The sequence below is a fragment of the Erythrobacter sp. F6033 genome, assembly GCF_023016005.1.
In the GTDB taxonomy this organism is placed as follows: domain Bacteria; phylum Pseudomonadota; class Alphaproteobacteria; order Sphingomonadales; family Sphingomonadaceae; genus Erythrobacter.
Genome location: NZ_JALKAZ010000001.1, coordinates 1577688 through 1603921 on the forward strand (window position 1 = coordinate 1577688; position 26234 = coordinate 1603921).

At 56.3% G+C, this 26234-nt stretch carries 23 protein-coding genes and 1 tRNA gene; 11 read left to right on the top strand and 13 right to left on the bottom strand.

Annotated elements, in window-relative coordinates; translation table 11 throughout:
* Window positions 1-18: 18 nt before the first annotated feature.
* The 3 genes from MWU39_RS07495 to MWU39_RS07505 all read right to left on the bottom strand — a co-directional run bounded on the left by MWU39_RS07495 (window position 19) and on the right by MWU39_RS07505 (window position 1994).
* Complete coding sequence (locus MWU39_RS07495) at window positions 19-567, bottom strand: AHH domain-containing protein (RefSeq protein ID WP_281501090.1); 549 nt, start codon at window positions 565-567, stop codon at window positions 19-21.
* Window positions 568-570: 3 nt separating this feature from the next.
* Window positions 571-954, bottom strand: coding sequence for a DUF3383 domain-containing protein (locus tag MWU39_RS07500; protein ID WP_247159385.1), 384 nt, complete (start codon window positions 952-954; stop codon window positions 571-573).
* Window positions 955-1511: 557 nt separating this feature from the next.
* A complete protein-coding gene (locus tag MWU39_RS07505; RefSeq protein ID WP_247159386.1) occupies window positions 1512-1994 on the bottom strand; it encodes an NAD(P)H-dependent oxidoreductase in 483 nt (160 codons plus the stop codon).
* Between the two features lie 81 nt (window positions 1995-2075).
* Between MWU39_RS07505 and recJ the strand changes: the two genes are divergently transcribed.
* From recJ to phoB, 8 genes are all read left to right on the top strand, one after another.
* Entirely contained in the window at window positions 2076-3857 is a 1782-nt protein-coding gene (recJ, locus tag MWU39_RS07510; protein ID WP_247159387.1) for a single-stranded-DNA-specific exonuclease RecJ, read from the top strand.
* A 92-nt stretch (window positions 3858-3949) separates the two neighbouring features.
* Window positions 3950-4024 (top strand) — tRNA-Glu (locus MWU39_RS07515).
* Between the two features lie 102 nt (window positions 4025-4126).
* Window positions 4127-5368 (top strand): ATP-binding protein, encoded by a 1242-nt coding sequence (locus MWU39_RS07520; RefSeq protein WP_247159388.1) that lies wholly within the window; start codon window positions 4127-4129, stop codon window positions 5366-5368.
* Window positions 5369-5465: 97 nt separating this feature from the next.
* Window positions 5466-6848, top strand: a complete 1383-nt coding sequence (gene pstC, locus MWU39_RS07525; RefSeq protein ID WP_247159389.1) for a phosphate ABC transporter permease subunit PstC — start codon at window positions 5466-5468, stop codon at window positions 6846-6848.
* Window positions 6841-8118: a phosphate ABC transporter permease PstA gene (gene pstA, locus MWU39_RS07530; protein ID WP_247159390.1), complete on the top strand. Its 1278-nt coding sequence runs from the start codon at window positions 6841-6843 to the stop codon at window positions 8116-8118. The genes pstC and pstA overlap by 8 nt, the downstream gene beginning before the upstream one ends.
* A 38-nt stretch (window positions 8119-8156) precedes the next feature.
* Complete coding sequence (gene pstB / locus MWU39_RS07535; RefSeq protein ID WP_247160337.1) at window positions 8157-8903, top strand: phosphate ABC transporter ATP-binding protein PstB; 747 nt, start codon at window positions 8157-8159, stop codon at window positions 8901-8903.
* Entirely contained in the window at window positions 8903-9574 is a 672-nt protein-coding gene (gene phoU / locus MWU39_RS07540; RefSeq protein ID WP_247159391.1) for a phosphate signaling complex protein PhoU, read from the top strand. The genes pstB and phoU overlap by 1 nt, the downstream gene beginning before the upstream one ends.
* Window positions 9575-9696: 122 nt before the next feature.
* Window positions 9697-10386, top strand: a complete 690-nt coding sequence (gene phoB, locus MWU39_RS07545; protein ID WP_247159392.1) for a phosphate regulon transcriptional regulator PhoB — start codon at window positions 9697-9699, stop codon at window positions 10384-10386.
* Between the two features lie 6 nt (window positions 10387-10392).
* On the opposite strand, the gene MWU39_RS07550 is transcribed toward phoB, so the two are convergent.
* Genes MWU39_RS07550 through MWU39_RS07560 form a run of 3 tightly spaced genes read right to left on the bottom strand, consistent with a single transcriptional unit; the run spans window position 10393 to window position 13863 of the window.
* Window positions 10393-11130, bottom strand: coding sequence for an extensin family protein (locus MWU39_RS07550; RefSeq protein WP_247159393.1), 738 nt, complete (start codon window positions 11128-11130; stop codon window positions 10393-10395).
* Between the two features lie 19 nt (window positions 11131-11149).
* Window positions 11150-12622, bottom strand: coding sequence for a UdgX family uracil-DNA binding protein (locus MWU39_RS07555; protein WP_247160338.1), 1473 nt, complete (start codon window positions 12620-12622; stop codon window positions 11150-11152).
* 2 nt (window positions 12623-12624) lie between these two features.
* Window positions 12625-13863 carry a putative DNA modification/repair radical SAM protein gene (locus MWU39_RS07560; protein ID WP_247159394.1) on the bottom strand — a complete coding sequence of 413 codons (1239 nt, stop codon included), beginning with the start codon at window positions 13861-13863 and terminating at the stop codon, window positions 12625-12627.
* Window positions 13864-14078: 215 nt separating this feature from the next.
* On the opposite strand from MWU39_RS07560, the gene MWU39_RS07565 reads away from it, so the two are divergent.
* Window positions 14079-14642: a phosphoribosyl-AMP cyclohydrolase gene (locus MWU39_RS07565; protein ID WP_247159395.1), complete on the top strand. Its 564-nt coding sequence runs from the start codon at window positions 14079-14081 to the stop codon at window positions 14640-14642.
* Between the two features lie 71 nt (window positions 14643-14713).
* Here MWU39_RS07565 and MWU39_RS07570 read toward each other — a convergent pair whose 3' ends face one another.
* Together MWU39_RS07570 and MWU39_RS07575 are read right to left on the bottom strand one after the other, a co-directional pair.
* Entirely contained in the window at window positions 14714-15052 is a 339-nt protein-coding gene (locus MWU39_RS07570; protein WP_247159396.1) for a PilZ domain-containing protein, read from the bottom strand.
* Between the two features lie 164 nt (window positions 15053-15216).
* Entirely contained in the window at window positions 15217-16617 is a 1401-nt protein-coding gene (locus MWU39_RS07575; protein ID WP_247159397.1) for a sodium-dependent transporter, read from the bottom strand.
* Between the two features lie 142 nt (window positions 16618-16759).
* Here MWU39_RS07575 and panB point away from each other — a divergent pair, with 142 nt between their 5' ends.
* Both panB and MWU39_RS07585 read left to right on the top strand, forming a co-directional pair.
* A complete protein-coding gene (panB, locus tag MWU39_RS07580) occupies window positions 16760-17632 on the top strand; it encodes a 3-methyl-2-oxobutanoate hydroxymethyltransferase (RefSeq protein ID WP_247159398.1) in 873 nt (290 codons plus the stop codon).
* 26 nt (window positions 17633-17658) lie between these two features.
* The gene (locus MWU39_RS07585) at window positions 17659-18735 is read left to right on the top strand and encodes a DUF475 domain-containing protein (protein ID WP_247159399.1); all 1077 of its coding nucleotides are present in this window, start codon (window positions 17659-17661) and stop codon (window positions 18733-18735) included.
* On the opposite strand, the gene MWU39_RS07590 is transcribed toward MWU39_RS07585, so the two are convergent.
* The 5 genes from MWU39_RS07590 to MWU39_RS07610 are packed head-to-tail and all read right to left on the bottom strand — an operon-like array spanning window position 18704 to window position 26083.
* Entirely contained in the window at window positions 18704-19672 is a 969-nt protein-coding gene (locus tag MWU39_RS07590; RefSeq protein WP_247159400.1) for a bile acid:sodium symporter, read from the bottom strand. The genes MWU39_RS07585 and MWU39_RS07590 overlap by 32 nt on opposite strands.
* A 52-nt stretch (window positions 19673-19724) precedes the next feature.
* Window positions 19725-21215, bottom strand: a complete 1491-nt coding sequence (locus tag MWU39_RS07595) for a tetratricopeptide repeat protein (RefSeq protein ID WP_247159401.1) — start codon at window positions 21213-21215, stop codon at window positions 19725-19727.
* Window positions 21208-22572, bottom strand: a complete 1365-nt coding sequence (gene prsR, locus MWU39_RS07600; RefSeq protein WP_247159402.1) for a PEP-CTERM-box response regulator transcription factor — start codon at window positions 22570-22572, stop codon at window positions 21208-21210. The genes MWU39_RS07595 and prsR overlap by 8 nt, the downstream gene beginning before the upstream one ends.
* Window positions 22572-24698: an XrtA/PEP-CTERM system histidine kinase PrsK gene (gene prsK / locus MWU39_RS07605; RefSeq protein WP_247159403.1), complete on the bottom strand. Its 2127-nt coding sequence runs from the start codon at window positions 24696-24698 to the stop codon at window positions 22572-22574. Before prsK ends, prsR begins: the two co-directional genes overlap by 1 nt.
* Window positions 24698-26083, bottom strand: coding sequence for a TIGR03013 family XrtA/PEP-CTERM system glycosyltransferase (locus MWU39_RS07610; protein WP_247159404.1), 1386 nt, complete (start codon window positions 26081-26083; stop codon window positions 24698-24700). Before MWU39_RS07610 ends, prsK begins: the two co-directional genes overlap by 1 nt.
* Between the last annotated feature and the right edge of the window lie 151 nt (window positions 26084-26234).

The following is a 26234-nucleotide window of genomic DNA, read 5'->3' on the forward strand; positions in this document are numbered from 1 at the left end:
GCTTGCTGGTAGAGCGGTTCAATCCGCCTGCCACAAGCTTTCAGCCATTGCGTCCAACTCATTGAAATCAAAACCTGTCCCCAACGGGTCATTCCGATTGAGCAGGAACCTGCGTCGTTCCTGAAGCAATCTGCGCCGTATAGCGTTTTGCAACAATCGCAGGCGCATCAAAATATCGGAAAATGCGGTTTCAGAACTTTCTTGAACTGCCACCCTCCAATGCGCTTCGATCCGCCCCACCCGCTCAATGACCAGTTCATTATAGCGGCGGTGCGGACCGCGGTGCAGCGGCATTCCAGTTCGTAAAGTGGTGGCTTCGTTCGCGGGCAGCAAAAGCCCGTTATACCGGAAATCGTCAAAACCGACGCTTGTACGCCCAACTTGCGTGAACATTGGACCAAAGCATCGCTTGGACAGCAATTGCCGGGGTAACAGATGGTGCCGTTGAAAACCGGGATCATAACCGGCCGAATTTCTTCTATTCACGCTACGAAATGGGATAGCTCTCCGCGATTGTTCGCGCTTCAAATATCCTAAGCTATCGGCTGTTCCCCCTAGACGTAGCATTGGTTATTCGTGCGAAACTCGAACCAGCTTGCCGTTGCTCGAAGGCTGTAATATCAGACGGCTTCTATCGGGAGCTACAAACCGCTCAATTTTCTCAAGCTTTCCAGAAATGACGAGCTGATTCACAATCCGCGCACCCAATCGCGTTGCTTCAATCTTGTCGCTGGATAGTGAAGGCTCAATGCGCAATTCTTGACCCGTCCAGTAGTCAAGTCCGACGGTTTGCAATGCGCCATCATTTGTTACCTTGAAAGAGGTCAGACCCAAAGCGGGAAACGGCCCTCCTTCGAGCCATGCAGACGCGACGGATTCGAAATATCGTCTTCCTATTAAGCTGCTGGCTGGTTTCCATACGACTGCTGCCAGATCATCAAAATGACGGATCATTTCGCAGGCCAAAGCAATCAATTCTCGCATCACAGGTAGCGAGCGGGCTCCTCCTGCGAGATGTTGACCGGGAGCGAGGTGAACTGCTTCAAATCTTTTCGACGAAACGGGTTCATCAAAATCATAATCGAATTCCGCCTCGAGAACGCTCTCTCCGGCTCCGGGGGCCACCCCTCGCAGGTCGAATGTAAGCCCATGCAGGAGCAGCTCGAACCAGACGTCTTCCTTGTGACCAGCCCCACCAAAAGATGAGCGAGCAATAGCTTCTCCTTTGGTTGCGACGAGTTGTGGTGAATGATCTGCCGGTGGGCCGTGACTAATGGAGACAGACCTCAGAGCGCTTACAAAGTCTCTGATCGCGACAGGGTCAGGCCGTTTACCAGACGCAAACAGCAAGCTCAGCCCTTCGGGAGTAACGTCATGACTTTGCGAAATTTTCCAAGACCCCCCTTAGTCTTGCAAGCGCGGCTGGATTTCATCTGATGAGACACTGACGGGAAAATCCGTCATCGTCGAGTCTACATTCTTCATATCCCACACCGTTCGGTGCGGCCTATTCAAAACAACCCTAGAAGAAGACCTTCTTCAAAGCCTCTTCCGAGATTTCTACAATCGTCAAGAACATGGCTAGGTACAGTTTTTTCGGCCCAAATCGCCTCGGGTGTTTGCGCTGCAAAGTTCACGATCATGGGCTCTATCGTCCGTTTCAAGCGCCAACCGGTGACAATCCTGTCGAGCTGGCGCTGAGCTCCTTCGCCATCTGAACCTGCCGCGATGACTGTCGCATATGCTCTTCCTTCAATCTTGCCGAGAGCTGCGTAGTAGGTCTGGTCGAACATCTCCTTCATTTCGCCACTGAGACCGCCAAGGTTTTCGGGACAAACAAAAATGTAGCCGTTCGCCGCGAGCAACACATCTGATGTGACGTCGCGAGCGCGGATCAGCTGTGCACTTGCCACATCGGCCACGGCCCTTGCCATTGTTTCGCTGGCGCCTGTGCGGCTGTGCCAAACAACCAGAAAATTCTTTGCATTGGACATTGTCTGCAGGAACAGCATTGCGCTGTAGATTGTCAATGGCTTGCCCTGTCCGCCACCCGCGCAATACGATACTGGTATTGCATGGCCCCGCATTCCCTGTCCCACGTTCTTGGTGTTTCGCAGTCGCTTTCAGGCCGGGCTTGGCTTTGGCGCGGCGGCAATATGGATTTGAGCGATGCTCAAAGCCTTGAGCACGACATTCTCAGTCAATTGCTCATCACACGCGGTGTAAGCGAGGACGACGTTGGACGGCACGCAGCGCCAACCATGCGCGATTTCTTACCTGATCCGTCAGAATTCAGAGATATGGATCAAGCGGCAGAAAGGCTCGCAAAGGCCATTTTCGATAATGAGCAAGTCACTATCTACGGTGATTATGATGTGGATGGGGCAACGAGTGCCGCGTTGCTAGTTGAGCTCCTACGCGGGTTGGGCCTCGAAGCGGGGTATTACATCCCAGATAGGCTGCTCGAAGGCTATGGCCCGAGCGGCGAGGCGCTAGTGAAGCTGAGTGAGGCGGGTTCGAGCCTGATCGTCACCGTCGATTGCGGGGCGATGGCTCACGAGGCATTGGGGATGGCCCGGGATGCTGGCGTAGATGTCATCGTCGTTGACCATCACAAATGCTCGCCAGAGCTGCCGCCGACTGCGGCGCTGGTAAATCCTAACCGTCTTGACGAGAATGATCTGGCGGCGAGCCACGGTCACCTCGCCGCTGTGGGCGTTGCCTTCCTGCTCGCCATTGCATTGGTCCGAACCCTTCGCACCAAAGGCTTTTTTGAAGAGCGCAAAGAGCCAAATTTGATGGCTCTACTTGATTTGGTGGCCTTAGGAACAGTCGCAGATGTCGCCGCTCTGCACGGCCTTAATCGAGCATTCGTTGCCCAAGGCCTGAAAATCCTGACCCGACGAGAGCGCATCGGCATGGCAGCATTGATGGATGCCAGTCGGCTAAAGCGCGCGCCTCAGGCTAGCGACTTGGGTTTTGCATTGGGCCCGCGGATAAATGCCGGCGGCAGGATTGGAGAATCGACACTAGGAGTGCGGCTGCTCACGACCAATGATCCCGAAGAAGCGCGCGAAATAGCTGAACAACTTTCGAAGCTCAACGAAGAGCGGCGTGCTATTGAAGCCGAAGTTCAGGAAGCCGCCGAGGCGCAGCTTTTGAACCAGCACAATATGGCAGTCCACGTCATTTCCGGTGATGGATGGCATCCGGGTGTGATCGGTATCGTCGCCGGGCGGATTAAGGAAAAGACTGGCAAGCCCTCAATTGTGATTGCGAATGACTCAGACGGAACCGGGAAAGGGTCCGGTAGATCAATCAGCGGAGTGGATCTTGGTGCGGCAATCATCGCGGCACGCGAAGAAGGGCTCTTGGTGGCAGGCGGCGGTCACGCAATGGCCGCTGGCCTTACCATCCAAAACGAAAAATTGGCGGCTTTTGCCGAGTTTCTGGACACACGGTTGGCCAAAGATGTGGATCGTGCTCGAACAGAGCAATCGATGAAACTTGACCTATCACTCACACCGGGCGGCCTGACACCTGACTTGGTCAACACGCTCGAAACTGCTGGTCCCTATGGAGTGGGATGGCCCGCTCCACGCGTTGCCGTTGGCCCTGTCCGGATTGTGAAGGCTGACATCGTCGGAAAAGACCACCTCCGCATCATTGCATCGGGAGAAGACGGTCGCTCTTTCAAAGGAATTGCATTCCGCGCGGCCGAGACAGAAATGGCGCAGACTTTGCTCCATCGCAGTAAGGGACGTCGCTTCCATCTAGCAGGTCGGGTGAAGATTGATGATTGGGGTCCGCGCCCTGCGGCGGAGTTGCATTTGGAAGACGCGGCATTCGCCGATTAAGTGCCCATCCGCACAATTTTTCAAGAAACCCATGGATACGGGCTTGACCGATTCATCCTCCACCCCTAGATGCGCGCTCTCGCAACGAGCGTGGCCCCTTCGTCTAGCGGTTAGGACGCGGCCCTTTCACGGCTGAAACACGGGTTCGATTCCCGTAGGGGTCACCACCTCTTCTTTCCATCAAGCATGCGTGCTTCAGGGAAGTAGCTCCCCAAGAAACGCAGTATCTGTTCTTTCAAGCCGGAAGGCTTGGAGCTAAAGCGCTCGCGATGGACACGAGACATTCATTTCCGTGGGCAGGTCTATTCCTGGCCCTCGTGACGTTCGTCGCGATGATTGCGCTAGGCCTTGACCCCGTGATCTCGCTCGCAGTCCTTGTGGTGTGGAGCGGTTCGTTGCTGTTGATTTCCGGACGACCGCCAGAGCCCCCGAAAGTCATCGTCAAGAATTCCTTCAACCTCGAATCCATGCGCGGCCTGATCGAGAACTCTTCCACTCCGATTATGGTGACTGAGAAAAACAGTATCGCGATTGCCAATGCGGCTGCCCGTCGCATGCTCGGCCAACATATGATCGGCCAAGATGCCCGCATGGCATTTCGGCAGCCAGAGGCGATCTCATTGCTGGGCAACGATCGCAATGGGCGGGCGATTTTGCGCGGTCTTGCGAGGCGGCAGGACATTTGGGAAATCAATCGCCAGGGGTTAGGCGGCGATATCGCCGTGATTGAGCTGATCAATCAAACGGCTGAGGCTGACATAAGCCGAGCCCACACCGACTTTGTCGCCAATGCAAGCCACGAACTGCGTACGCCGCTTGCAGCGATTCTCGGCTATGTCGAAACATTGAGTGAAAGCGCCGACAGTTTGGACACCCCAACATCCAGAAAATTCCTCCGCACGATTGAACGCGAAGGTAAGCGCCTCCAGAACTTGATCAGCGATTTGATGAGCCTCTCACGGGTCGAGGCTGAGAAACACGATCTCCCAAGCGAAATTCTAGAATTGGCGCCGTTGGTTGAGCGTGCCGCATCCGATGCAGCCGGTCTAAACCGAATCAATCGTTTGGACTTTGCCCTAAACTGTGAGCCCTCGGTCCAGGGTGACGCGCAGCAGCTTGAACAGCTTGTCCGCAACCTGGTCGACAATTCGCTGAAGTATGGTGCGCCATCCTCTCCTGTGAAAGTCATGCTGGATCTTGCTCGCGACAATCATGCGCGAATTTCCGTTGTTGACGAAGGTGAAGGTATCGCGCCTGAGCAGATCCCCCACCTGACCCGCCGTTTTTACCGGACCGACCCCGGGCGTAGCCGTGCTTCGGGCGGAACCGGACTTGGGCTCGCCATTGTGAAGCATATTGTGGAACGCCACCGCGGACGTCTCGACATCCAGAGTGATCTTGGCAAAGGAACCCGCGTCGTTGTGAGAATACCTCTCGCAGAGACACAAACAATCGACGCAAAAAGTGAAGAGACAGAAGGTCCCGAGACCGGGATCGAAAAAATGTCATAGCATTGTCTTATTTCCTCAACATCCCGAGGGCAAAGGGCAGTCGGCGGCACGAATAAATAAGATTCGCGCGGCATTCAGGAGAATTAGGTTTTAATTGATGTCGCCGATTACGCTCATACTGATTGCCATCGGGCTGGGTCTTGCAGGGTGGCTTGCAGGGCGCGCGAAAGCATGGAGCTTTCAAAAGGCTGATCCGGAAGTCCGCCCAGTCGCGCGACCTACGTACCACGCATGGTATGTTGCGATCTGGATTGTTGTCCCTGTGCTCGCCTTTGTTGCGATCTGGTCATTCCTTGCACCGCAGCTGGTTATGCAGAGCGTGCTCGCCTCTCCAGCTGCTGCCGGATTGCCGGAATTTGGTTTTGAGCGCGAAGCGTGGCTCGGGGAAGCACGCGCCGTCGCGAGCGGAAATGCGAGCGCGGTATTCAACAGCGGTGCTGAGTCGCTTATTGAACCATTCCGCGAGGCAATGAGCCGTTACAGCCTGATCGGCGTGATAGTAACGATCTTCATCGGCTTCGCTGGCGGCGCCTTTGCGTTCCTGCGTATTCGCCCGGATTTCCGCGCACGGACACGTGTCGAAAGAACGATAATGGCCGTCCTGCTCCTTGCGTCACTCGTAGCGATCCTGACGACGTTCGGTATCTTTGCCAGCCTTGTTTTCGAAACGGTCCGTTTCTTTGGTATGGTATCGCCTATCGATTTCTTCACCGGCACGTTCTGGGGTCCCGACCCGATGAACGCCGGCGAGCCTGACGCCGCAAAGTATGGCGCTATCCCACTTTTCTGGGGCACGCTCTTTATTGGCGCAATTATCGCGATGATTGTCGCAATACCGCTGGGTTTGATGAGCGCAATCTACCTGACTCAATACGCCAACCCTCGGCTGCGCGCATGGGTCAAACCGGCACTCGAGATACTCGCTGGCGTACCAACGGTTGTTTATGGCTATTTCGCAGCCCTAACCGTGGCCCCAGCGATACGCGACGCGGCTGTGGCTCTCGGAATATCCGGGGCCTCTACCGAAAGCGCATTGGCCGCAGGTGTCGTTATGGGTGTGATGATCATCCCATTCGTTTCTTCCATGGCCGACGACTCGATTGCGGCCGTGCCCAGTGCGATGCGCGATGGCAGTTATGCGATGGGCGCGACCAAGTCTGAGACGATCAAGAGAGTGCTGTTCCCAGCAGCCCTTCCCGGCATCGTCGCAGGCGTTATGCTAGCGATCAGCCGTGCGATTGGCGAAACAATGATTGTTGTGATGGCAGCATCAACCGCTGCCAACCTAAGCGCCAACCCGCTCGACAGGATGACAACCGTAACAGTTCAGATCGTCAAACTGCTCACCGGCGAGCAAAGCACCGATCACCCTACATATCTTAGCGCCTTCGCACTCGGCTTTACTCTGTTCCTTGTGACGCTGGTTCTCAACATCATCGCTCTGCGCGTCGTGAAACGGTTCCGTGAAGCTTATGACTGATACAGTAATCTCTCCCGGCGCAGTCGAAGAGCTTGGCCCCACACGGACGCCTGAGTTCGAAAAGCGCCTCGCTAAGCGGTACCGTAAGGAACGCAATTTCAAGCGTATGGGTCAAGGCGCAATTGCGTTTTCGGTAGCCGTGTTGGTATTCCTCCTTGGCAACATGTTCATCAACGGCATAGGCGGCTTTCAACGCGCCGAACTTGCGGTGCCAATCGATTTTGCCGAAAGCGGCATTTCTGGCGATGAGGCTTCGCTCTCTTCCCCGAATGCGCTCCAAGCCCTGGAGATGCAGGGTATCGGGGACATCGTTGATTTCTATGCCGAACGCGAACTTGGCGCAGAAGGCGCGGAGCAGATAAGCCGTGAGGCATGGCGTGATGTAGCTTTGGCCCTCACAGAAGACCCATCGCTGATCCGCCAATCAAAGACTTTCTACCTCCCGGCGTCGTCCGACCTTGCGTCAGGACTGGCGGGAGAAGGTTCACCCGAAATGCAAACGCTTGCCAAAGAGCTGTCGGATGCAGGCAAGCTGGCTGAAAACTGGGATGCCGGTTTCCTAGCACGTTCGGATGCGACGAGCCCTCAATCAGCGGGCATTTGGGGCGCGCTGAAAGGCTCGATCCTGACGATGATCGTGACTTTCGTGCTAGCCTTCCCGATTGGCGTCCTGGCTGCGCTCTACCTTGAAGAATACGCACCAAAGAATCGTTGGACCGACTTGATCGAGGTTTCGATCAACAACCTCGCTGCGGTCCCTTCAATCATCTTTGGCCTGCTCGGCCTGGCGGTATTTCTGTGGCTGTTCCCGAACTTGCGCTCTGCCCCACTGATCGGCGGTATGACGCTGGCTTTGATGACAATGCCCGTGATCGTGATTTCAGGGCGTAACGCTATCAAAGCTGTTCCCCCATCGATCCGCGATGGCGCACTGGCCGTCGGCGCGTCACCGGTGCAGGTCGTATTCCATCACGTCCTGCCGCTGGCGATGCCGGGAATGCTAACCGGCACCATCATCGGCATGGCCCGCGCGCTTGGTGAAACCGCACCGCTCCTGTTGATCGGGATGCGGGCCTTTGTCGCAACACCGCCTGATGGCTTTACCTCGCCATCTACGGTATTGCCGATGCAAATCTTTCTATGGTCCGATGAAATTGACCGAGGGTTCGTAGAACGTACGAGCGCCGCAATCATCGTTCTGTTGCTATTCCTCCTACTGATGAATGGCGTCGCAATTTATCTCCGCAACAAGTTCGAGAAGAGCTGGTGACTGTAATTCACGAAAATTTGAACGACACCGAAGCCAAAATGAGGGCTCGCGATGTGTCAGTCTATTATGGCGACAAGAAAGCCATCGACGAGGTGTCGATCGATATCTCGCCTGACTATGTGACGGCTTTCATCGGACCATCCGGCTGCGGGAAGTCGACTTTCTTGCGCTGTTTCAACCGCATGAACGATACGATCCCGATCGCTAAGGTTGACGGTTTGATCGAGCTTGAGGGCGAAGACATCCATTCCAACGCCATGGACGTTGTCCAATTGCGCGCACGTGTTGGTATGGTTTTCCAGAAACCGAACCCGTTTCCAAAGTCGATTTACGACAACATTGCTTACGGCCCCAAAATTCACGGCCTTGCCGAGAAGAAGCCAGACCTTGACGCGGTCGTCGAAAAGTCGCTGACGCGCGCTGGGCTATGGGATGAGGTTAAGGACCGTCTCGAAGATTCCGGTACGGCGCTTTCCGGTGGTCAGCAGCAACGTCTTTGCATCGCACGCGCGATTGCCGTTGATCCCGAGGTTATCCTGATGGACGAGCCCGCTTCAGCGCTTGATCCCATAGCCACTGCGAAAATCGAAGAATTGATCGATGAGCTTTCGGGCCGCTATGCCATCGTCATTGTGACCCACTCGATGCAACAGGCAGCGCGTGTTTCGCAGCGCACGGCATTCTTCCACCTCGGCAAGATGGTGGAGTATGGCCGAACATCGGACATTTTTACAAATCCCATTGAGCAACGCACTCAGGACTACATCACAGGAAGATATGGCTGATGACTGAGCATACCGTCAAAGCTTTCGATGAGGACATCACCCGGCTCCGTGGTCTTATTGCGGAGATGGGTGGTCTCGCCGAAGTAGCAATTCAAGAAGCACTCGACGCGATGGTTCGCGGAGACGAAAAATTGGGTGAGCGCGTGGTCGCTCGTGACAAGAAGATCGATGCCCTCGAATCCGAAGTCGACAAGCTTGCCGTCCGCATTATCGCTCTGCGTGCTCCGATGGCGGACGATTTGCGCGAAGTCATCGCCGCCCTGAAAATTGCCGGCGTTGTTGAACGGATTGGCGACTATTCGAAGAATATCGCCAAACGGGTCAAGATGATCGAAGGCCGTGACCGGTTTGAACCGCTTACTCTGCTGGCCGCTATGGGTGATCTAGCAGGCGAGATGGTCCACGATGTACTAACCGCCTACGCCGCACGCGATGCCGAACTTGCGCGTGAAGTGATCGCGACCGACGACAAGGTCGATGCATTCTACAATAGCATTTTCCGCAACCTAGTAAGCCATATGGTTGAAAACCCAGCGACCATTTCCAGCGCGGCACAACTCCTATTCGTTGCGCGCAATCTGGAACGGATTGGCGATCACGCAACAAATGTAGCGGAAATGGTTCATTATGCTGCAACAGGTTCCTACCCGCCCGAAGAAGACGGCAGCTGATCTGATAGCGTTTGTGGAAAAGTTGCAAACGCACTTTTCATCAAAATGTAGCGAAACTGAAGCACAGAGTTCGTGGTGCTTGCGACAGCCTCGACAAGCAACGGTTAGGGAGACTGTCTCACATGTCCGCAGCCAAATTGCTACTTGTCGAAGACGATCCAGCTCTCTCTGAACTTTTGGAGTATCGCTTTCAGAACGAAGGCTACGACGTCCGCTGTACCGGCGATGGCGATGAAGCTTTGGTCTTGGCGAGCGAGGACGTACCTGATCTTATCATTCTTGATTGGATGATCGAAGGCACCAGCGGCATCGAAGTTTGCCGCCGATTGCGTCGTGATAAAGAAACAGCGCATGTCCCGATCATCATGCTGACTGCGCGCGAAGCCGAAGATGACCGTGTTCGCGGCTTGGAAACGGGCGCAGATGATTATCTGACCAAACCTTTCAGTCCACGCGAGCTATTGGCCCGTGTTGCCGCCGTAATGCGGCGTATCCGCCCTGCCCTTGCTGGCGAAACTATTGAAGTGGGCGACATTAAACTAGATCCGGTTGCGCACAAGGTTCAGCGTCGCGGACAATCGCTCCAGCTTGGCCCGACGGAATATCGCTTGCTGAAGTTCTTCATGGAAAGCCCTGGGCGAGTTTTCAGCCGCGGGCAATTGCTAGATGGCGTTTGGGGCACCGGCTCCGACATCGAATTGCGCACCGTCGATGTTCATATCCGTCGCCTTCGCAAGGCGATCGAAGTCGATGGAGTGAAAGATCCTATCCGCACCGTTCGCTCGGCCGGATATGCTCTTGAGACCAGCTAATCACACCTAGCGGCAGGTGCCACTCCAGCGGCTCTGTTGGTCAAAGTGGAAATGATCGGCATGTGCGGCGTTATAGTCCGGTGAAAGCACTGTGGCGAAGGCATCGCACGCTCCATCGCGGACTGCGCGCAGAAATTGGCGCTCGTCTTCATCCCCATCCCAATCGTTCAGCACACTGATCCGACGCCCGTCTGCCAAAACGAATGCTGCGATATCGATGGCGTTGGCGGTTGCGTGTTCGCTCCAAGGCCCATCTTCGCTGCCATACATGCGCCGACAAGAAAATGCGCCGAGATGCTCGACGCGTGCAAGCTCGCTCCCGAGTATTTCACGCACTGCCGTCTCAACACTTTTTGTCCGCCACACCTCCAAACCAGCGGCAACCGGACAGGTCACTGCAGGCGTATTCGGCGATAAAGGATAGCTGGCCAGTTGAGTGCGATCTGCAAGTCTGCACGCGCCGCGTTCCATTCCTGGCAAAACGTTGTGAGCAACTTCGCTGCGAACCAGCGTTGCCCGACACTCTTCGACGTCATCTTTCAGAGCCGCCAGCTTTCCTGCGGTCGCCATCCCAATCGGGTCGCGGAGATTAAGCGGCGCCCACGGATTGTGTTCCGGATGCCCTTCAAGCCAGCCCCAGCCTGCAATCGCTGCTGCAAATATGACTAGCAACCAGATCACTCTTCGATCGCCTTTAAACCGGCCAATCTTGCGACTGATTTTCCAAGGGTTTTTGCGAGCCATGGGATGCGCATAATGAAAATCAGGCAATTTGGGAATGATACGATGATTGCATTGTCAGCGCCGACATGCGCGCTCGGACTGCCGACAGATCGTGGGCGAACAACGCGCCTTGCTCCTTGCGCGCTTCGCCTTCGAGACGCAGCAGATAAGCAGGATGCGCGGTGACCCATAACTCGCTGCCATCCTCCAGCGGGATCGGCGCACCGCGCGCTTGTGATATGCTGACAGTCTTGCCAAGCAACCCGCGCGCAGCGCTCGCGCCTAGGGCGAGGATGATTCGAGGCTGCACAATCGCGCGCTCTGCCTCCAGCCACCAACGGCAGGTATCGGTCTCTTTGGCTGTGGGCGATTGGTGGATGCGGCGCTTCCCGCGCAGAACATATTTGAAGTGCTTTACTGCGTTGGTGACATATGCGGCGCTTCTGTCGATCTTTGCCGCTTCAAGACATTCATCCAACAATTGTCCTGCCGGTCCGACGAAAGGTTTACCGGACAAGTCTTCTTGATCGCCTGGCTGCTCGCCAATGATCATCAAAGGCGAACCAATCGCGCCTTCGCCCATCACCGCCCGCGGGCCGCACTCGGCAATCGGGCAGTCACGGCAGGCGGAGATTGCGTCGCTGACCTCTGCGAGATTTTGCGGGCGCAGGCGCTCTTCGCGCTCGCCTGCGGACACCATTCCAGCTTCGCGAGCTTGCGCGCTGGCGATGAGATCGGGAATCAGTTCCGCCTCGGGCATGTTCTTCCAGTACTTCTTCGGCATCTCCGACATCATTGCGCCAACTTTCAAACGGGCGGGATTAAAGGTGGATGCGTAATACGACTTCCACAAATCTTCAGTCGGGTCATCTGACGGTGCATCGGAGCGCTGCGCCGGACCGCTTTCGCGCATGACCTCGCCATCCCAGTGGATGCAACCGCGCGGAGTCAGGATCGACCATTTCATATTGGCGAAGCGGCGTTTGAAGAATCCAGCATTGGCCCGCACGATGTGGTGGTCCGGTTCAAACCAAGCGACGTAGTGCTTACCCTCATCACTCTCGACTTCGCGGAAGCGGACGAAGGCGTGCATTTTGTGGCTGTCGCGGCGGACGGACTTGTCCCATTCCTCGACTTTGCGGACATCGGGGTCGGCTTTGTCTTCCATCATTCGCGGGTTTGATTGGAGTTTCCATAAGAGCAGATAGAGCTGCGCGAAGCGGCTTGTATCGCTGTGTAGGATTGCGTTTTTTGCAAGCCGCATAAAGCGTTTACTCACCCGCACTGGCGGCGCGTCTTTGTCCGGCACCGGCAAGCGCTTTTCTCCGTGAGCATTCCCGCCATGCGCGAAGAGATCGCCTGTCCCGCCCGGCTCCACCCAGCTGACACGATCCGGCGGAACATCGCATTGGATGAGCGTACGGGCATGCTCCCGCCAGAATGCGAAATCATCCGGCTGCGGCATGTGCACGACATGGTGCACGCCCAAAGAAACGTTCTGCATCGCTACCATCATCAAAACAGCTCCAGCTGTTCCTGCTTTGGAGCCAGCAATGCGCGCAGATCGGCTCTGTCCGTAAGCGTGCTGGGCCGCCAATCGAGCGCCACCAGAAACGGCCGCACTTTGGCAATCGACTGGGTCAGCTTCGCTACATCATCCAATCGCAAAGTCCGATGCCGCCGCGCCGCCAATATCCGCCCCACAGCCGTCGTCCCCAGCCCCGGCACCCGCAGCAATTGCTCTTTCGCCGCGCGGTTCACATCGACCGGAAATTGCCCACGGAATTTCAGCGCCCAGGCCAGCTTGGGATCGATGTCGAGCGGCAGATTACCGTGCGTATCCGTCGCCTGCGCTACTTCTCCCGGTGCATAGCCATAAAACCGCATCAACCAGTCCGACTGATACAACCTGTGTTCCCGCATCAACGGAGGCCGCTTCAATGGCAGCACCGCGCTCGCATCGGGTATCGGCGAAAACGCACTGTAATAGACACGGCGCAGGCCGAAATTGCCGTAAAGATTGCTTGCCTTACCCACAATGTCGGCGTCTGAGGCATCGTCCGCCCCCACAATCATCTGCGTCGATTGCCCCGCAGGCGCAAAGCGCGGCGCGTGTTTGAACCGTTTGCGCTCATCCTTTGCCTCGATAATGCGCGACTTGGTCTTCGCCAGCGCGCCTTCAATTTGTACGGCATCCTTATCCGGGGCGAGCCGCGACAGGCCGCTGGTGGTGGGCAGTTCAACATTGATTGAAACACGGTCCGCATACAGGCCCGCCTGATGGATCAGGCCGGGGTCCGCCTCCGGGATGGTTTTAAGATGGATGTAGCCGCGAAAATCATATTCTTCGCGCAGTATTCTTGCCGCTTCGACGAGCAGCTCCATCGTGTGATTGGAGCTTTTGATAATGCCCGAGGACAGAAACAGCCCCTCAATATAATTACGCTTGTAAAAGTTGATCGTGAGGTCGGCGACCTCTTGAGGCGTGAAGCGCGCGCGGCGCACATTGCTGCTCTTGCGATTGATACAATAATGGCAATCGAAGATGCAGTGATTGGTCAGCAGCACCTTTAACAAAGAGATACAGCGGCCATCGGGCGCATAGGCATGGCAAATGCCCATCCCCTCGGTCGAGCCGATACCCTTGCCGCCCAGCGAATTTTTCTTAGACGTGCCCGACGACGCGCACGAGGCGTCATACTTCGCCGCATCGGCAAGGATCTCAAGTTTCTGTCGGAGCGTTTGTTGGCTCATGGAACACCTCTTCGTTCCTTATATGTTCTCAGTTTCAATCCAACAAATGCAAAATTCGCAATGAGCCGGGAACCAGCCCGGAAGTGATACGTAATACCGACACGGACCGGGCCCCTCTGGCGAGCAATCCTGCTCGTGATGTCGGACGTAACCTGCGGCAGACGCCGCCTGATTTATGTGAGGGGCAATCCGAGCTCCTCACAAGGGAGTATGAAATGAAAAAGTTCGTTTACGCATCTGTTCTTGGTGTCAGCACCCTCGCGCTTGCGGGCTGCGGCGCAGATGAAACTGCGACAGCGGAAAACGCTAACCCGATCACCGCTGAAGAAGTTGAAGCAGCTCAGATCGCATGGGGCGAAGGCATTGTAGCCATCGGCCAGACCTTCACCGAAGAAGGCGATTTTAGCGCGCGCGCTGCTGAGCACATCGCAAAGCATTATGCTTACGGCGACGGTGCAACCGTACTGTTCAAACCGACGCTGGCAGCTGAAGACCAGTTCCGCGAAGATGATGCGCAGGCGCTCAGCTACTTCGTAGGCACAGAGGGCACCGAAGATGGCGGCTTTGCCATCGCGCCATACACCGCTGTTCGTTGGGAAAATAACGGTACCGTTATCGATGAAGACGGCGACATGGCTGTTGCCATGGGCAATTACTACTTCACCGGCACCGACGGAAACGAGACCAAGGTCGAGTATTCGTTCGCCTATGAAAAAGACGATGCAGGCGATCTGAAGATCGTTCTTCACCACAGCTCGCTGCCATTTTCGGCGAACTGATTTTCTGATCAAAAAACAAAAGGGGCCGTTGCTTATCGCAGCGGCCCCTTTTTCGTTCGAATTTTGAATTTTCAGAGGCGGCGGCGGTCTTCGACCGTATCGTCTGCAAATTTCAGGTCTTGCTGGTGGATCAAATGGTCGATCACAGCGGCATGCATTTCGCCTTCGAAAGCGATGCCAGCAAATTTCCCGTCTACCCATGCGACACGGCCTAAAGGTGCATTCACACCGCCAACCTTCATAGTCATGCGATCACCCACACTGGCAAAGCCAGCAGAGCCTCTCAGCTTACAGCCACCCTCGGAAATATCGATCAGGTCACAATAGACCGGACGCGACTTTACACGGCCCTTAATCATCAGGCTGAGCGAGCGGCGCTCTGCAGCGCGCGAGATGCTGTGCATGTTCATGGTGAACGGCTTAGCAATGAATTGTAAAAATTTGCTAACCGGTTCGTAAGTGACTGTTTTTTGCGATTGAAGCTCAGAGATAGAGCCTTTGCAAATATCAACGATGTACCGCCTTGGAGGTCAGAGCGGCCCGGTCAAAAACCGTGACCGCCCTCGAAGCGTCCTCAGCCAAACAGGCCGAACAGCAAGATTACTGTCAGAACAATCGGGCAGACAAAGCGGACCAACGCGCGCCATGTCTGGTGCAGAACACCATCCAGACCATTCTCGTCATCAATCAAACGTGCATCTGCAACCCAGCCGACAAAGATACAGGTCAAGATAGCGCCAATTGGCATAAACAGCTTCGCCGTCAAACCATCCAGCGTGTCGAAGAAGTTTGTCTCCGCGAATAGCGGGATGAAGCTGAGCGGATAGAAATCCGCCAGATCATTGAAAGACAGCGATGACAGAATGCCCAGCACCGCCGCGCCTGCGCCAACGATCAGTGTCGCGACCGCGCGCTTCATCTTGAATTTTTCAAACATCCACGCGGTCGGCGCCTCAAGCAGCGAGACAGAGCTGGTCAGAGCAGCAAAGAAAACCATCGTGAAGAAAGCCAAACCGATCAGCGAGCCAAACGGCATCGCCTGGAATGCCAGTGGAAGCGATTCAAACATCAGGCCGGGACCAGAATTGGTCGCCAGACCAGCAGCAAACACGATCGGGAAAATACACAGACCGGCGAGCAGCGCGACTGCGGTGTCGGCGCTGGCAATAATGCCCGATGTCTCACCCAAATTGGTGTTGCGATTGGCATAGGCGCCGTAAGTCATCATCCCTGCCACACCCAGCGACAGCGAGAAAAACGCCTGACCGACAGCGGCCAGCATCACGTCACCCGTCAATTTCGAGAAATCGAAGGTAAAGAGATACGCCACAGCCTCTCCAAAATTACCGGAGAAAGCGCCGTATATCGTGATGCCGAGGAACAACACGAAGAACAAGGGCATGAGATAGACCGCAACCCATTCAATCCCGCTGGAAACCCCGCGCGAAACGAAGAACATCGTGATCGCAAGAAAGCCGAGGTTTAGCCCGATCATCAGCGTGCCATCACCAAACAATCCCGGCATCAGCGCCTTGATTTCTGCGGTATCGCGCCCTTCAAACGCCCCGCCAGCCACACCGGACTGGAACAGATCGCTGAGGAACACGCCGATATAATAGACGACCCAGCCGCCTACGACGCAGTAAAAACTGAGGATTAGAAACGCGGCAAACACGCCCATCGAGGCCAGAATGCTCCAGCCTTCGGGTGCGTTGGAATCGCGAGCAACACGGCGGACACTTTCAGGCGCGTTGGCCTGACCATGGCGACCGATCAGCACTTCGGACAGCAAGACCGGCAGACCGATCAGAAGCACGCAGAAAATATAGAACAGCACAAATGCGCCGCCGCCATTCTCACCCGCTTCCGCCGGGAAACGCCACATATTGCCAAGACCGACAGCCGAACCGACCGCAGCCAGAATGAATGCACTGCGCGACGACCAATTCTCGTGGCCTGAACCCGATGCTGCCATAATTCTCTCTGTTCCTTTGAGCGCATCCCCCGACGCGCTTTGTATAGATGCTCTCTCTGCAATGATTTTGCGCCCGCGCCAAGGGGCAAGGTTGGCGTTTATCCCACTTGGTGTTTTCCTGGCGGGGCGCTAAACGCGTCGCATGTCGACGACCTTTCAGCTCGATACGAGCACCAGCAGAGCCAATCCCACCCCCGCTCCGATGAAACGGCTGACCGTTCCGCGTATACGTGGGCGCAAAAAAGACGGTGTGACCGAGCAGCCCTTGGTCATGCTTACCGCATACACGGCGCGGCAAGCACAATTGCTCGATGCGCATTGCGATTTGCTCTTGGTCGGGGATTCGCTGGGCCAGGTTATCTACGGCCTACCGTCGACCATCCCGGTGACGCTTGAGATGATGGCGAACCACGGCGCAGCGGTAGTTCGCGGATCATATCATTCGGTTGTTGTGGTCGATATGCCGTTCGGGTCATATGAGAGCTCTCCAGAGCAAGCCTTTGAAAATGCGGCCTACCTGCTTAAGCAGACCAGTGCGGCTGCGGTAAAGCTGGAAGGCGGCGAGGCGATGGCGCCGACCGTGGAATTCCTCAACTCGCGCGGTATTCCTGTCATGGGGCATGTCGGCCTAACCCCGCAGGCGGTGAATGTGCTGGGCGGATATATGGCGCGCGGCCGCTCGGATGCGGAAGCGGACAAGATTGTGACCGACGCCGTCGCGCTCGATAAAGCGGGTGCATTCGCAATTGTGATCGAAGGCGTGGTTGAGCCCATCGCCATCGCCGCGACCGAAGCGGTCTCTTGCCCCACCATCGGCATCGGCGCATCCGCGCAGTGCGATGGTCAGGTGCTCGTCACCGAAGACATGCTGGGCATGTTCGAACGCGTCCCGCGCTTTGTGAAAAAGTACGATGACATCGCAGGCATGATCGAAAAAACCGTCGCGACATATGCCGAGGAAGTGCGCAACCGCAGTTTCCCCGGCGAAGAACAGACATATCAGCCCAAAAGCTGAACTCTCTTTCAGGGGCAAAACATTCCATGCAAACGCTGCTGCGTTACTACACTTTCTCGCTGATCTTCACCGCCGGCTGCTTCGCGCTGGGCGGATGGTATGGCTATACCAGCACAGGCAGCATCACCGGGATGCTGTCGATCCTGTGGATCATCTTTGTCCTGTCGATCCTCGAGGTTTCTTTGAGCTTTGACAATGCCGTAGTGAACGCCACAGTGCTGCGCGAGATGGATCCGGTGTGGCAGCAACGCTTCCTTACCATCGGGATACTAATCGCGGTGTTCGGAATGCGGATAGTGTTCCCTATCGCGATTGTCTCTATCGCCGCGCAAATTGGCCCGTGGGAGGCCGTGGAGCTATCGCTCGGAGATCCCGAGGAATACGAGCGCATCGTATCCGCCGCGCATATCGGCATCGCCGGATTTGGCGGCGCGTTTCTGGCGATGGTCGGCCTCACATTCTTCTTTGACGAAGACAAGGACATCCATTGGATCGGCTCTATTGAGCGCGCAGTAAACCGCTTTTCCAGTATTCCTGCGATGGAGATCGGGTTCGTCCTTGCGATCCTTTACGGTGTCTCGACCTTGCTGACAGCCGATGAAGCGCTCACCTTTCTGACCGCCGGCGTTCTGGGGCTGCTGACATTCATCGGCGTCAACGCGCTGGGCGAGATTATCGAACAGGGCGAGGGCAAAAAGAAGGCTGCTGGCGAGGTTGTGCGCAGCGGCCTTGGCGGGTTTCTCTATCTTGAAGTGCTCGATGCGAGCTTCAGTTTCGACGGCGTGATCGGGGCCTTCGCGCTTTCGAACAATATGATCGTCATCGCAATTGGCCTGTCTGTGGGCGCGATGTTTGTCCGGTCTATGACGATCCACCTGGTGCGCGCAGGCACGCTGTCTCAGTTCCGCTATCTGGAACACGGCGCGTTCTGGGCGATCATCGCGCTTGGCATCATCATGCTGGTTTCGGCGAAGTATCACATCCCGGAAACCTTCACCGGATTGATCGGGGCTGTGATGATCGGCCTCTCGCTGTGGTGGTCAATCCGCCACAACCGCAAAGAAGCGGATTCTAACCCTCAGACTGCTGAGCAAAGCGGGTAGCAAGCGGTGCGGCCACCGCTAGCTGCAACAGATGATACAACAGAAGCGGCGCGATCACGAAGCCTGCGACAGCCGGTTCGAACAGGATCGCGGCAAGCGGCGCGCCGATGGCGACGCTTTTTTGCGGGCCTGCAAAGACAAAGGCGATCCGGTCTCCCCGTGCATATCCGCTTAGGCCGGAAAGCTTCCACGCCAGGGAATAGGCAAGTACCAGAAACGCAATTGTGATGAGCGTGAGCCAACCTGCCGATGCGGGTGACATGCTGGACATCAGGCCTTGCGAAACCGCGCCCGACATAGCGACGTAAACCGCAATACCGATGACCACCCGATCAAGCCAGACAACCTGTGATTTGCGCTCGATCAACCAGCTGCGCGTGAAGCCCTGCAGGGTCTGCCCAATCACAAATGGTAGCAACAAGATCATGCCGATGCGCACGATTGTATCCGTGCCGAGATCCACCGCAGCACTGCCTGCCAATGCCGCGAACAAAGGCGCGCTAACAAAGACACCAAGGATATTGATAAGCGCCGCGCCGACGACCGACAGCGCAGCGTTGCCTCCGGCCAGCGTGGTGTAGCTGGTTGCGGATTGAATGGTCGAAGGCAGCACACCCAGAAAGATGAAACCTAGCGCAATCTCGGGAGCAGCATACAAAGCAGCGAGAAACGAAAACCCCGTTCCCATGGCCGCCATGCCAATGAAGACGAACAGGACAAGCGGGCCAAAAAACCGCCAATTGCCTATCGCGTTGAGTATCTCTCCCCGCGCGATCCGCATGCCGTTGATCAAGAACAACAGAAAGATCGAAACATTCGAAACAATCTGCGCAACCTCCCGCGTTTCGCCTGATGCGGGCAAAATCAACGCGAGCGAAGTCGCGATCAGCAAAACTGCGATCATCGGGTCGGCTAGATTGGCAATCCACCTCGGCATGGCGAAGCGCCCTGCCCCGCCGCCGCTTGATTGTCGAGCGTATTGGCCTTTTTTACTCTAGGAAAGCGGCCGGGCTAATCTGCGCAAGAGTGCCTGCGAACTTCTCTGCATCCGCCTCATTGCCAAGCGCCTGAGCCGCCGCAAGCCTCAACTCGATCAATTTGGGATCGTTGCCAGCGCCGCGCGCAATCGCGTTGTCGAGCAACACGGCAACCCGCAGCCAATCTTCATCAAGAGCGCTTTGTTCGGCATACATCATCAAAGCCTCTGTATTAAGCGGCTCTGATCGAACTTGCCTGATGAGCAGCGTATCGGCTGCATCGTCATCTCCGCTCAGACGATAGGTGGAGATAATCTTCTGCGTCAGCGGCCAAGCGCGGCGAATTTTTGATGCACGGCTGTAAAGAGCAAGCGCGCTTGCTCTATCTCCCCGTGCTAAGGCAGCATCGCCCGAAAGGGCGAGGATGTCGGACGATTCCGGAAAGCGCGATATCAATTCGTTCGCATAGCTGCGTGTGGCAGCGGCGTTGTTTGCTGAAACCATGTCACGCATAGTTCGCGTGGGTTCGGGAAGCGCCGAACGCAAGGCATCGGGCACATCGAGCACCGCCAGTGCTCCATCCCGGGCAGCATAAGCCCTTTCGATCAATCCGTTTGCCCGTGCTTGCTGCCCAAGCCGTTCAAAGGAACGACCAACCAGCATGGTTAGATATGGAGAAGCGTCGCTTGCCTCTGCACGCGCGGCGAACCTGTCGACAATTTCGCGGTCACGGCCATTGAGCCACATGGCCCGTGCGAGCAATTCCATAACCCGTATGTTGCCCGGCTGCCGTGAAAGCAGATCATCGAGCGACGTTGCCGCCGTATCAAAGTTGCCCTGCTGCATTTCACCCAGAGCATCCACAACCATCGCCGAAGGTACGCCTTCAGCGCGCATGCCGCTGCGATTGAGCAAGCTGCTAGCAAGAACAGGATCATTGCCCCGCACTGCCAACACGGCCTGAAGATAATGCACACGCGGATCGCGCGGATCGACTTCGGCAAGCGCGCGTACCGCTTCAAGCATGTCTTCGTTGCGGCCAAGATCGCCGAGCGTCCCGGCATATTCAGCCAGCAGATCGGTATTCTCTGGATGCAATGCCAGTCCGCTCTCAAACCAGCTCAATGACGCGTCAAGGCCATATGCATCACGAACCAGCTGCGCGCGCATGACGAGCGCAGGGGCAAATTGCGCGTCGAGCTCTAGGGCAAAATCAGCAGCTTCAAGAGCGCTAACATGCTCGCCACCGCGAAACCTCAGACGCGCAATATCCACCCACAAAGCCGCGTTTTCACGGTCAATCGCGAGCGCTTCGTCATATAGCTTGCCAGCGGCAGCAAGATTGCCTTGCCCCATTTCAAAACGCGCATCTTCGACCAGGCGCTGAATTTCCGGGGTCAGAACCTGTCCGTCACCAGTCCCTCCCCCGCCGCCGGAACAGGCGGACAAAGCGAGCGCGGACGCCGCGAGAAATGTAATAGGAAGGCGGCTGAACTTACGCATGAAGATCATACTGCTTTAGCAGATCATAGAGGGTCGGACGGCTGATACCGAGCAGCTTGGCCGTGCTCGAAATATTGCCCTCGCTGCGAGCGAGAGCATGACGGATGACTTTCCGGTCTGCCTGTTCACGCGCAGCCTTAAGGTTCAACACCTCTGCATCCTCGTCTTCATCCCCGGTGAAATCGAGATCTTCGGCGTTCACCAGTTTTCCGTCAGCCATAATGACGGCCCGTTTCACCCGGTTTTCGAGCTCGCGGACATTGCCGGGCCATTCATGGCTGTCGACAGCAGTCAGTGCATCGGGGGCAAAGCCTGTCACCGACGGGTTCATCTCTGCTGCAAACTTTTTGAGGAAAGCTTTGGCGAGCAGGATCGCATCTCCATGACGCTCAGCAAGGCCGGGAATGCGGACGACGATTTCTGCGAGACGATAGAAAAGGTCTTCGCGGAATGTGCCTTCGCCGATCATCGATTCAAGGTTCTGATGGGTGGCGCAGACGATGCGCGTGTCGACAGCGATGGTTTTGCGTCCACCGATCCGCTCAATCGTGCGCTCCTGCAAGAACCGGAGCAGTTTCACCTGCAAAGGCAGCGGAATATCGCCAACCTCATCGAGGAAGAGCGTGCCACCGTTGGCGCTTTCAATCTTACCTTCGGTGGTTTTGACCGCACCAGTGAAAGCGCCCTTCTCGTGCCCGAACAGCTCGCTCTCGAGCAGGTTTTCGGGGATCGCAGCGCAGTTGATGGCAACAAATGGTCCATCTGCCCTGTCGCTTGCATCATGCAGACCCTGAGCCAGCAATTCCTTGCCCGTACCGCTAGCGCCCAGCAGCATGACAGAGACGCTGGTGCTCGCCACGCGTTCTATTGTGCGCGCGACTTTGACCATTTCCGGTGCGCCTGTGATGAGTCGCCCCAGAACGGTTTTATCGCCGCTGGTGCTCGCGAGCAGTCGGCGGTTTTCTTGTTCGATCTCGTGCAGATTGAATGCACGGCGAACGATCAGGCCAAGCGCATCAATATCGACCGGCTTTTGATAGAAATCGTACGCTCCGCGCTCAATCGCCTGCAAGGCGCTTTCGCGGGCGCCGTGACCGCTGGCGACAATAACCTTGGTATCCGGCTTTAGCTCCATAATCGCGTCGAGCACGGCAAACCCTTCGGTCGTGCCGTCGGGATCAGGTGGCAGGCCGAGATCGAGAGTAACGACGGCGGGCATCTCGCTACGCAAAGCAGCGATGGCGCTTTCGCGGTCACCGGCGATGACAACATCAAAGTCTTCATACGCCCATTTGAGCTGCGCCTGCAGGCCCTCATCATCCTCGACAACGAGCAATGTCGGTTTCTTATCAGCCATTATGCGACCTCATTGGGCTGTTGAGCCGGTGTATCTGAAAGTGATGCAAGATTGCGGGTCTCGACGATGGGCAGCGTCACGGTGAAACGTGTGCCAACGCCTTCGCGCGATTCCACGGTGACGCGTCCGCCCATAGCTTTGATCATTTCGCGCGCTTCAAATGCGCCGATGCCAAAGCCGCCTTGCTTGGATGAGATGAACGGTTTGAACAGCCCGCTGCGAACGAATTCCGGGCTCATTCCGTGCCCTGCGTCGACAATTTCAATCTGACCGTTGAGGCCTTGCATCGTCGCGCTCAGGAACACCGGATTTTCATTGTCGCTCGCATCAATAGCGTTCTGGATCAGATGGATCAGAGCTTGTTCCAACGCTTCCCCGCTTGCGAGCACAGCCACCCTTTCCGATTGAGCAATCGAAACGGGGTGAACGCCGACAAACCGATCCGCGAGGCGGCGCACCACACCATCAAGTTGGACTTCCTGGATCTCCTCTACCGGCCCGGAACCATATCGGCCCAAGCGCGCGAGGAGCGCCTCCAATTTCTCCGAAGAATTGCGCAATGTGACTAACATATCAGCGCGAAATTCCGGGTTGTCCGCATGCTTTTGAGCATTGGCCGAAAGCAATGACATCTGGCTCGCCAGATTTTTGATGTCGTGCATCACAAACGCCATGCGGCGATTGAATTCATCAAAGCGGCTGGCATCCATCAAAGCCTGCTGCCCGGCCTGCTCCGCAAGGTAACTTGCAAGCTGCTGTCCAGCGACACGCAGAAGATCAAAGTCCTCCCAATCGAGGCTTCGCTCAATCCGCGGGCGTGCGAGCACAATCGCGCCAACCAAACGATCGAAATGGATCAGCGGGACAACAGCCCACACATCCTCAGCTTCACGAAGCCATTCGGGGACATGCGGCAATTCGCCGTGATGCTCCACACCGCTGCGCACTTCATCCAGATCGAGGATGTAGTTGTGCTTCTCAAGCAGCGCAGTCAGTTCATATTCGCCCGCAATCCCTGGCACTTCGAGCATTGACCAATTCCAGCGCGCGGTCAGTTCCAATTGCGCTTCTTCATTGGACACGAGCAGCACACCCGCGGGGCTGTCTGTCATGTCGGCGATGGCTTTGACCGCGCGCTCATGGAAGCTGGCATCGGCCTTCGATCCGCGCCCAACAGTGCGCGTAAACCGAAGCCATTCTTCGCGGTAATCGTAGCGATGCTGAAACAGGTGCTTTGTCGCTGTGACCCGCAGCCACCCGCGAACACGCTTTGATGGCAGCCATGCGGCCGCGACGAGAATGCCGAGCACAAGGAACACGACTTGCCCTGCCCGCGCCAGATCTCCGCCAATCAGAGTCAGCGATCGTGTCACCAGGACCATGATAATCAGATAGGACGCAATGACGAGCAGCGACAGTGTCTGGAATGTGACCGCGCGCGACGGGCGGAACTGCAATCCGCGCCCGGCTACGCTGCCTCCAAAAGCCAACATAGCCGCAGCGATACCCGCGATGATGCCGCGCAGCGTAACCAGCATGTCGGGATATTCGCCGACAAGGTACGCTATGGTGTACAGGTTCAAATCATAGCCGAAGCTGAAAGCGAGCGCGATGCCGCTCCAGCGCAAAACCTGCCGCGATGCGGCACCGGCACCGGCATAAAGGTTATGCAGCAGCACCAGTGCTCCGATCGCCACCAGCATATTGAGGACGGATGAAACCTCGAATGTCAGCGAGGCGATTTCCGGGACATAGCCCGCACGATATTGGATCAAGAGCAGCACAGGCTGGAACAGTTGCACCAGCGCCAGCGCAATGATCACCGGTCTGATCGGTTTGAGACTTTCATCCCGGCCATCCGCAGAGAACAGCCGGAAGATCACACCAATCAAAGCCAAATTGCGCGCTGTTTCAGCGAGAGTTGTGATCGGCTGAAACGGACCCAGCCCAGCTGCAAGAGCGCACCATGCCGCCGTCGCGAAACATGCGAGAAGCAAGAACGAACGGTCAGGCCTGCCACGATCGCCAAACCGTGCAATCCAGAATCCCGCCCCTGCGCTAAGCACCCCGCCTGCAAAATAGCAGGCGAGGCTCGCATAGAATTCAAGGCCATCAAACGGAGGCATTACCGCGCACCCTCAGGCCACAGAACCACGCGCACCGTTTGCAGCAGGATCACAAAGTCGAGAAACGGTGTGTAGTTCTTTGCGTAGTACAGATCGAATTCGAGCTTTTTGCGGCTGTCTTCCGTTGATGCACCATACGGGTAATTGATCTGCGCCCACCCCGTAATGCCCGGTTTCACCATGTGCCGTTCCGCAAAGAAAGGGATTTCCTCTTCAAGGCTTTCGACAAATTTGGGCACTTCAGGGCGCGGCCCGACAAAACTCATATGCCCCTTAAGCACACTCCACGTTTGCGGCAGCTCGTCGATCCGAACCTTGCGGATGAAACGGCCCATGCGGGTTATGCGAGGGTCATTTTCTTGTGCCCATTTCGACCCGTCCTTTTCAGCATCGGTGCGCATCGAGCGCAGCTTGTGCAGATAGAATGTCTGTCCATAGAGACCGACGCGCTCTTGCCGGAAGAAAGCAGGGCCTTTGCTGTCGAGCTTCACCAGAATCGCGAAAATCGCGATAATTGGGAAAGTCAGCAGCAGCAGGATCAGGCTGGCCGTGATGTCGAACACGCGCTTAACCGCGCTTGAGAACATCCGGCCGCTCGAAAAACCGTCAGAGAAAATGAGCCAGCTGGGATTAACCGTATCGAGATCGACCTTGCCCGTCTCACGCTCCATAAAACTGGAAAAGTCGTTGACGTGGCACCCCTTTGTCTTGATCCGCAAAAGGTCTTTGAGAGGAAGCGCGTTGCGGCGTTCTTGCAAGGCAAGCACCACTTCGCTGACCCCCAGATTTTCGACAAACCGGCCAAGGTCATGGATCGCCTCACGCGGGATCGCTTCGTCTACGACACGCTCCGGCTCGCTCATCGCGATAAAGGAAACGACAGCAAAACCGGCTTCCGGTTGGTTTCCGAGCTCGCGCAGACGCTCTGCGCGGTCGCCCGCGCCCAGCACCATAACACGGCGGCGGAAAGCCGATGAGCCAAGGAAACTGTTGAGTACAAGTCGGTCCACAACAAGGACCAGAATGGCAAAACCCATCGCGTAGAGCAGCGTTGAGCGCCAGAACGCGTTGCTTGCGATTAAAAAGTCGATGAAAGCGAGCGCGATAATGCCAAGGCTGATCGCGACCAACAGGCGCGCTCCGGCAAAACGCAGCGACCGCAGGGCATACGGCCCGTATACCCCGACTGAAATCATCGCCAGCCACACGACCGCAGCAGAGCCGGAAAGCGCCAACCAGCGATCTGCGAATGGACCGGGATCCATGCCGATCTGTCCCGCGCGCACCTGCCAAGCAAGTTCGCCAGCCAGAAACAGAAGGCCAAAATCCAACAGGCCGAGAAGGATCACGGCATGCGGGATATAATGTTTAAACAAACGGATCATCTCGGCGGGCCGATACTCACAAAACTATTATGAGCACCGGCCTTACGCGCGAGAAATTAAGTGTCGGTAAATTTTACAACACGATTGCAAACCCACACTTTTCCTAGCGTTTGCTAGGTAAAAGGCGCGGTAAGCATAATGCTTACCGCAC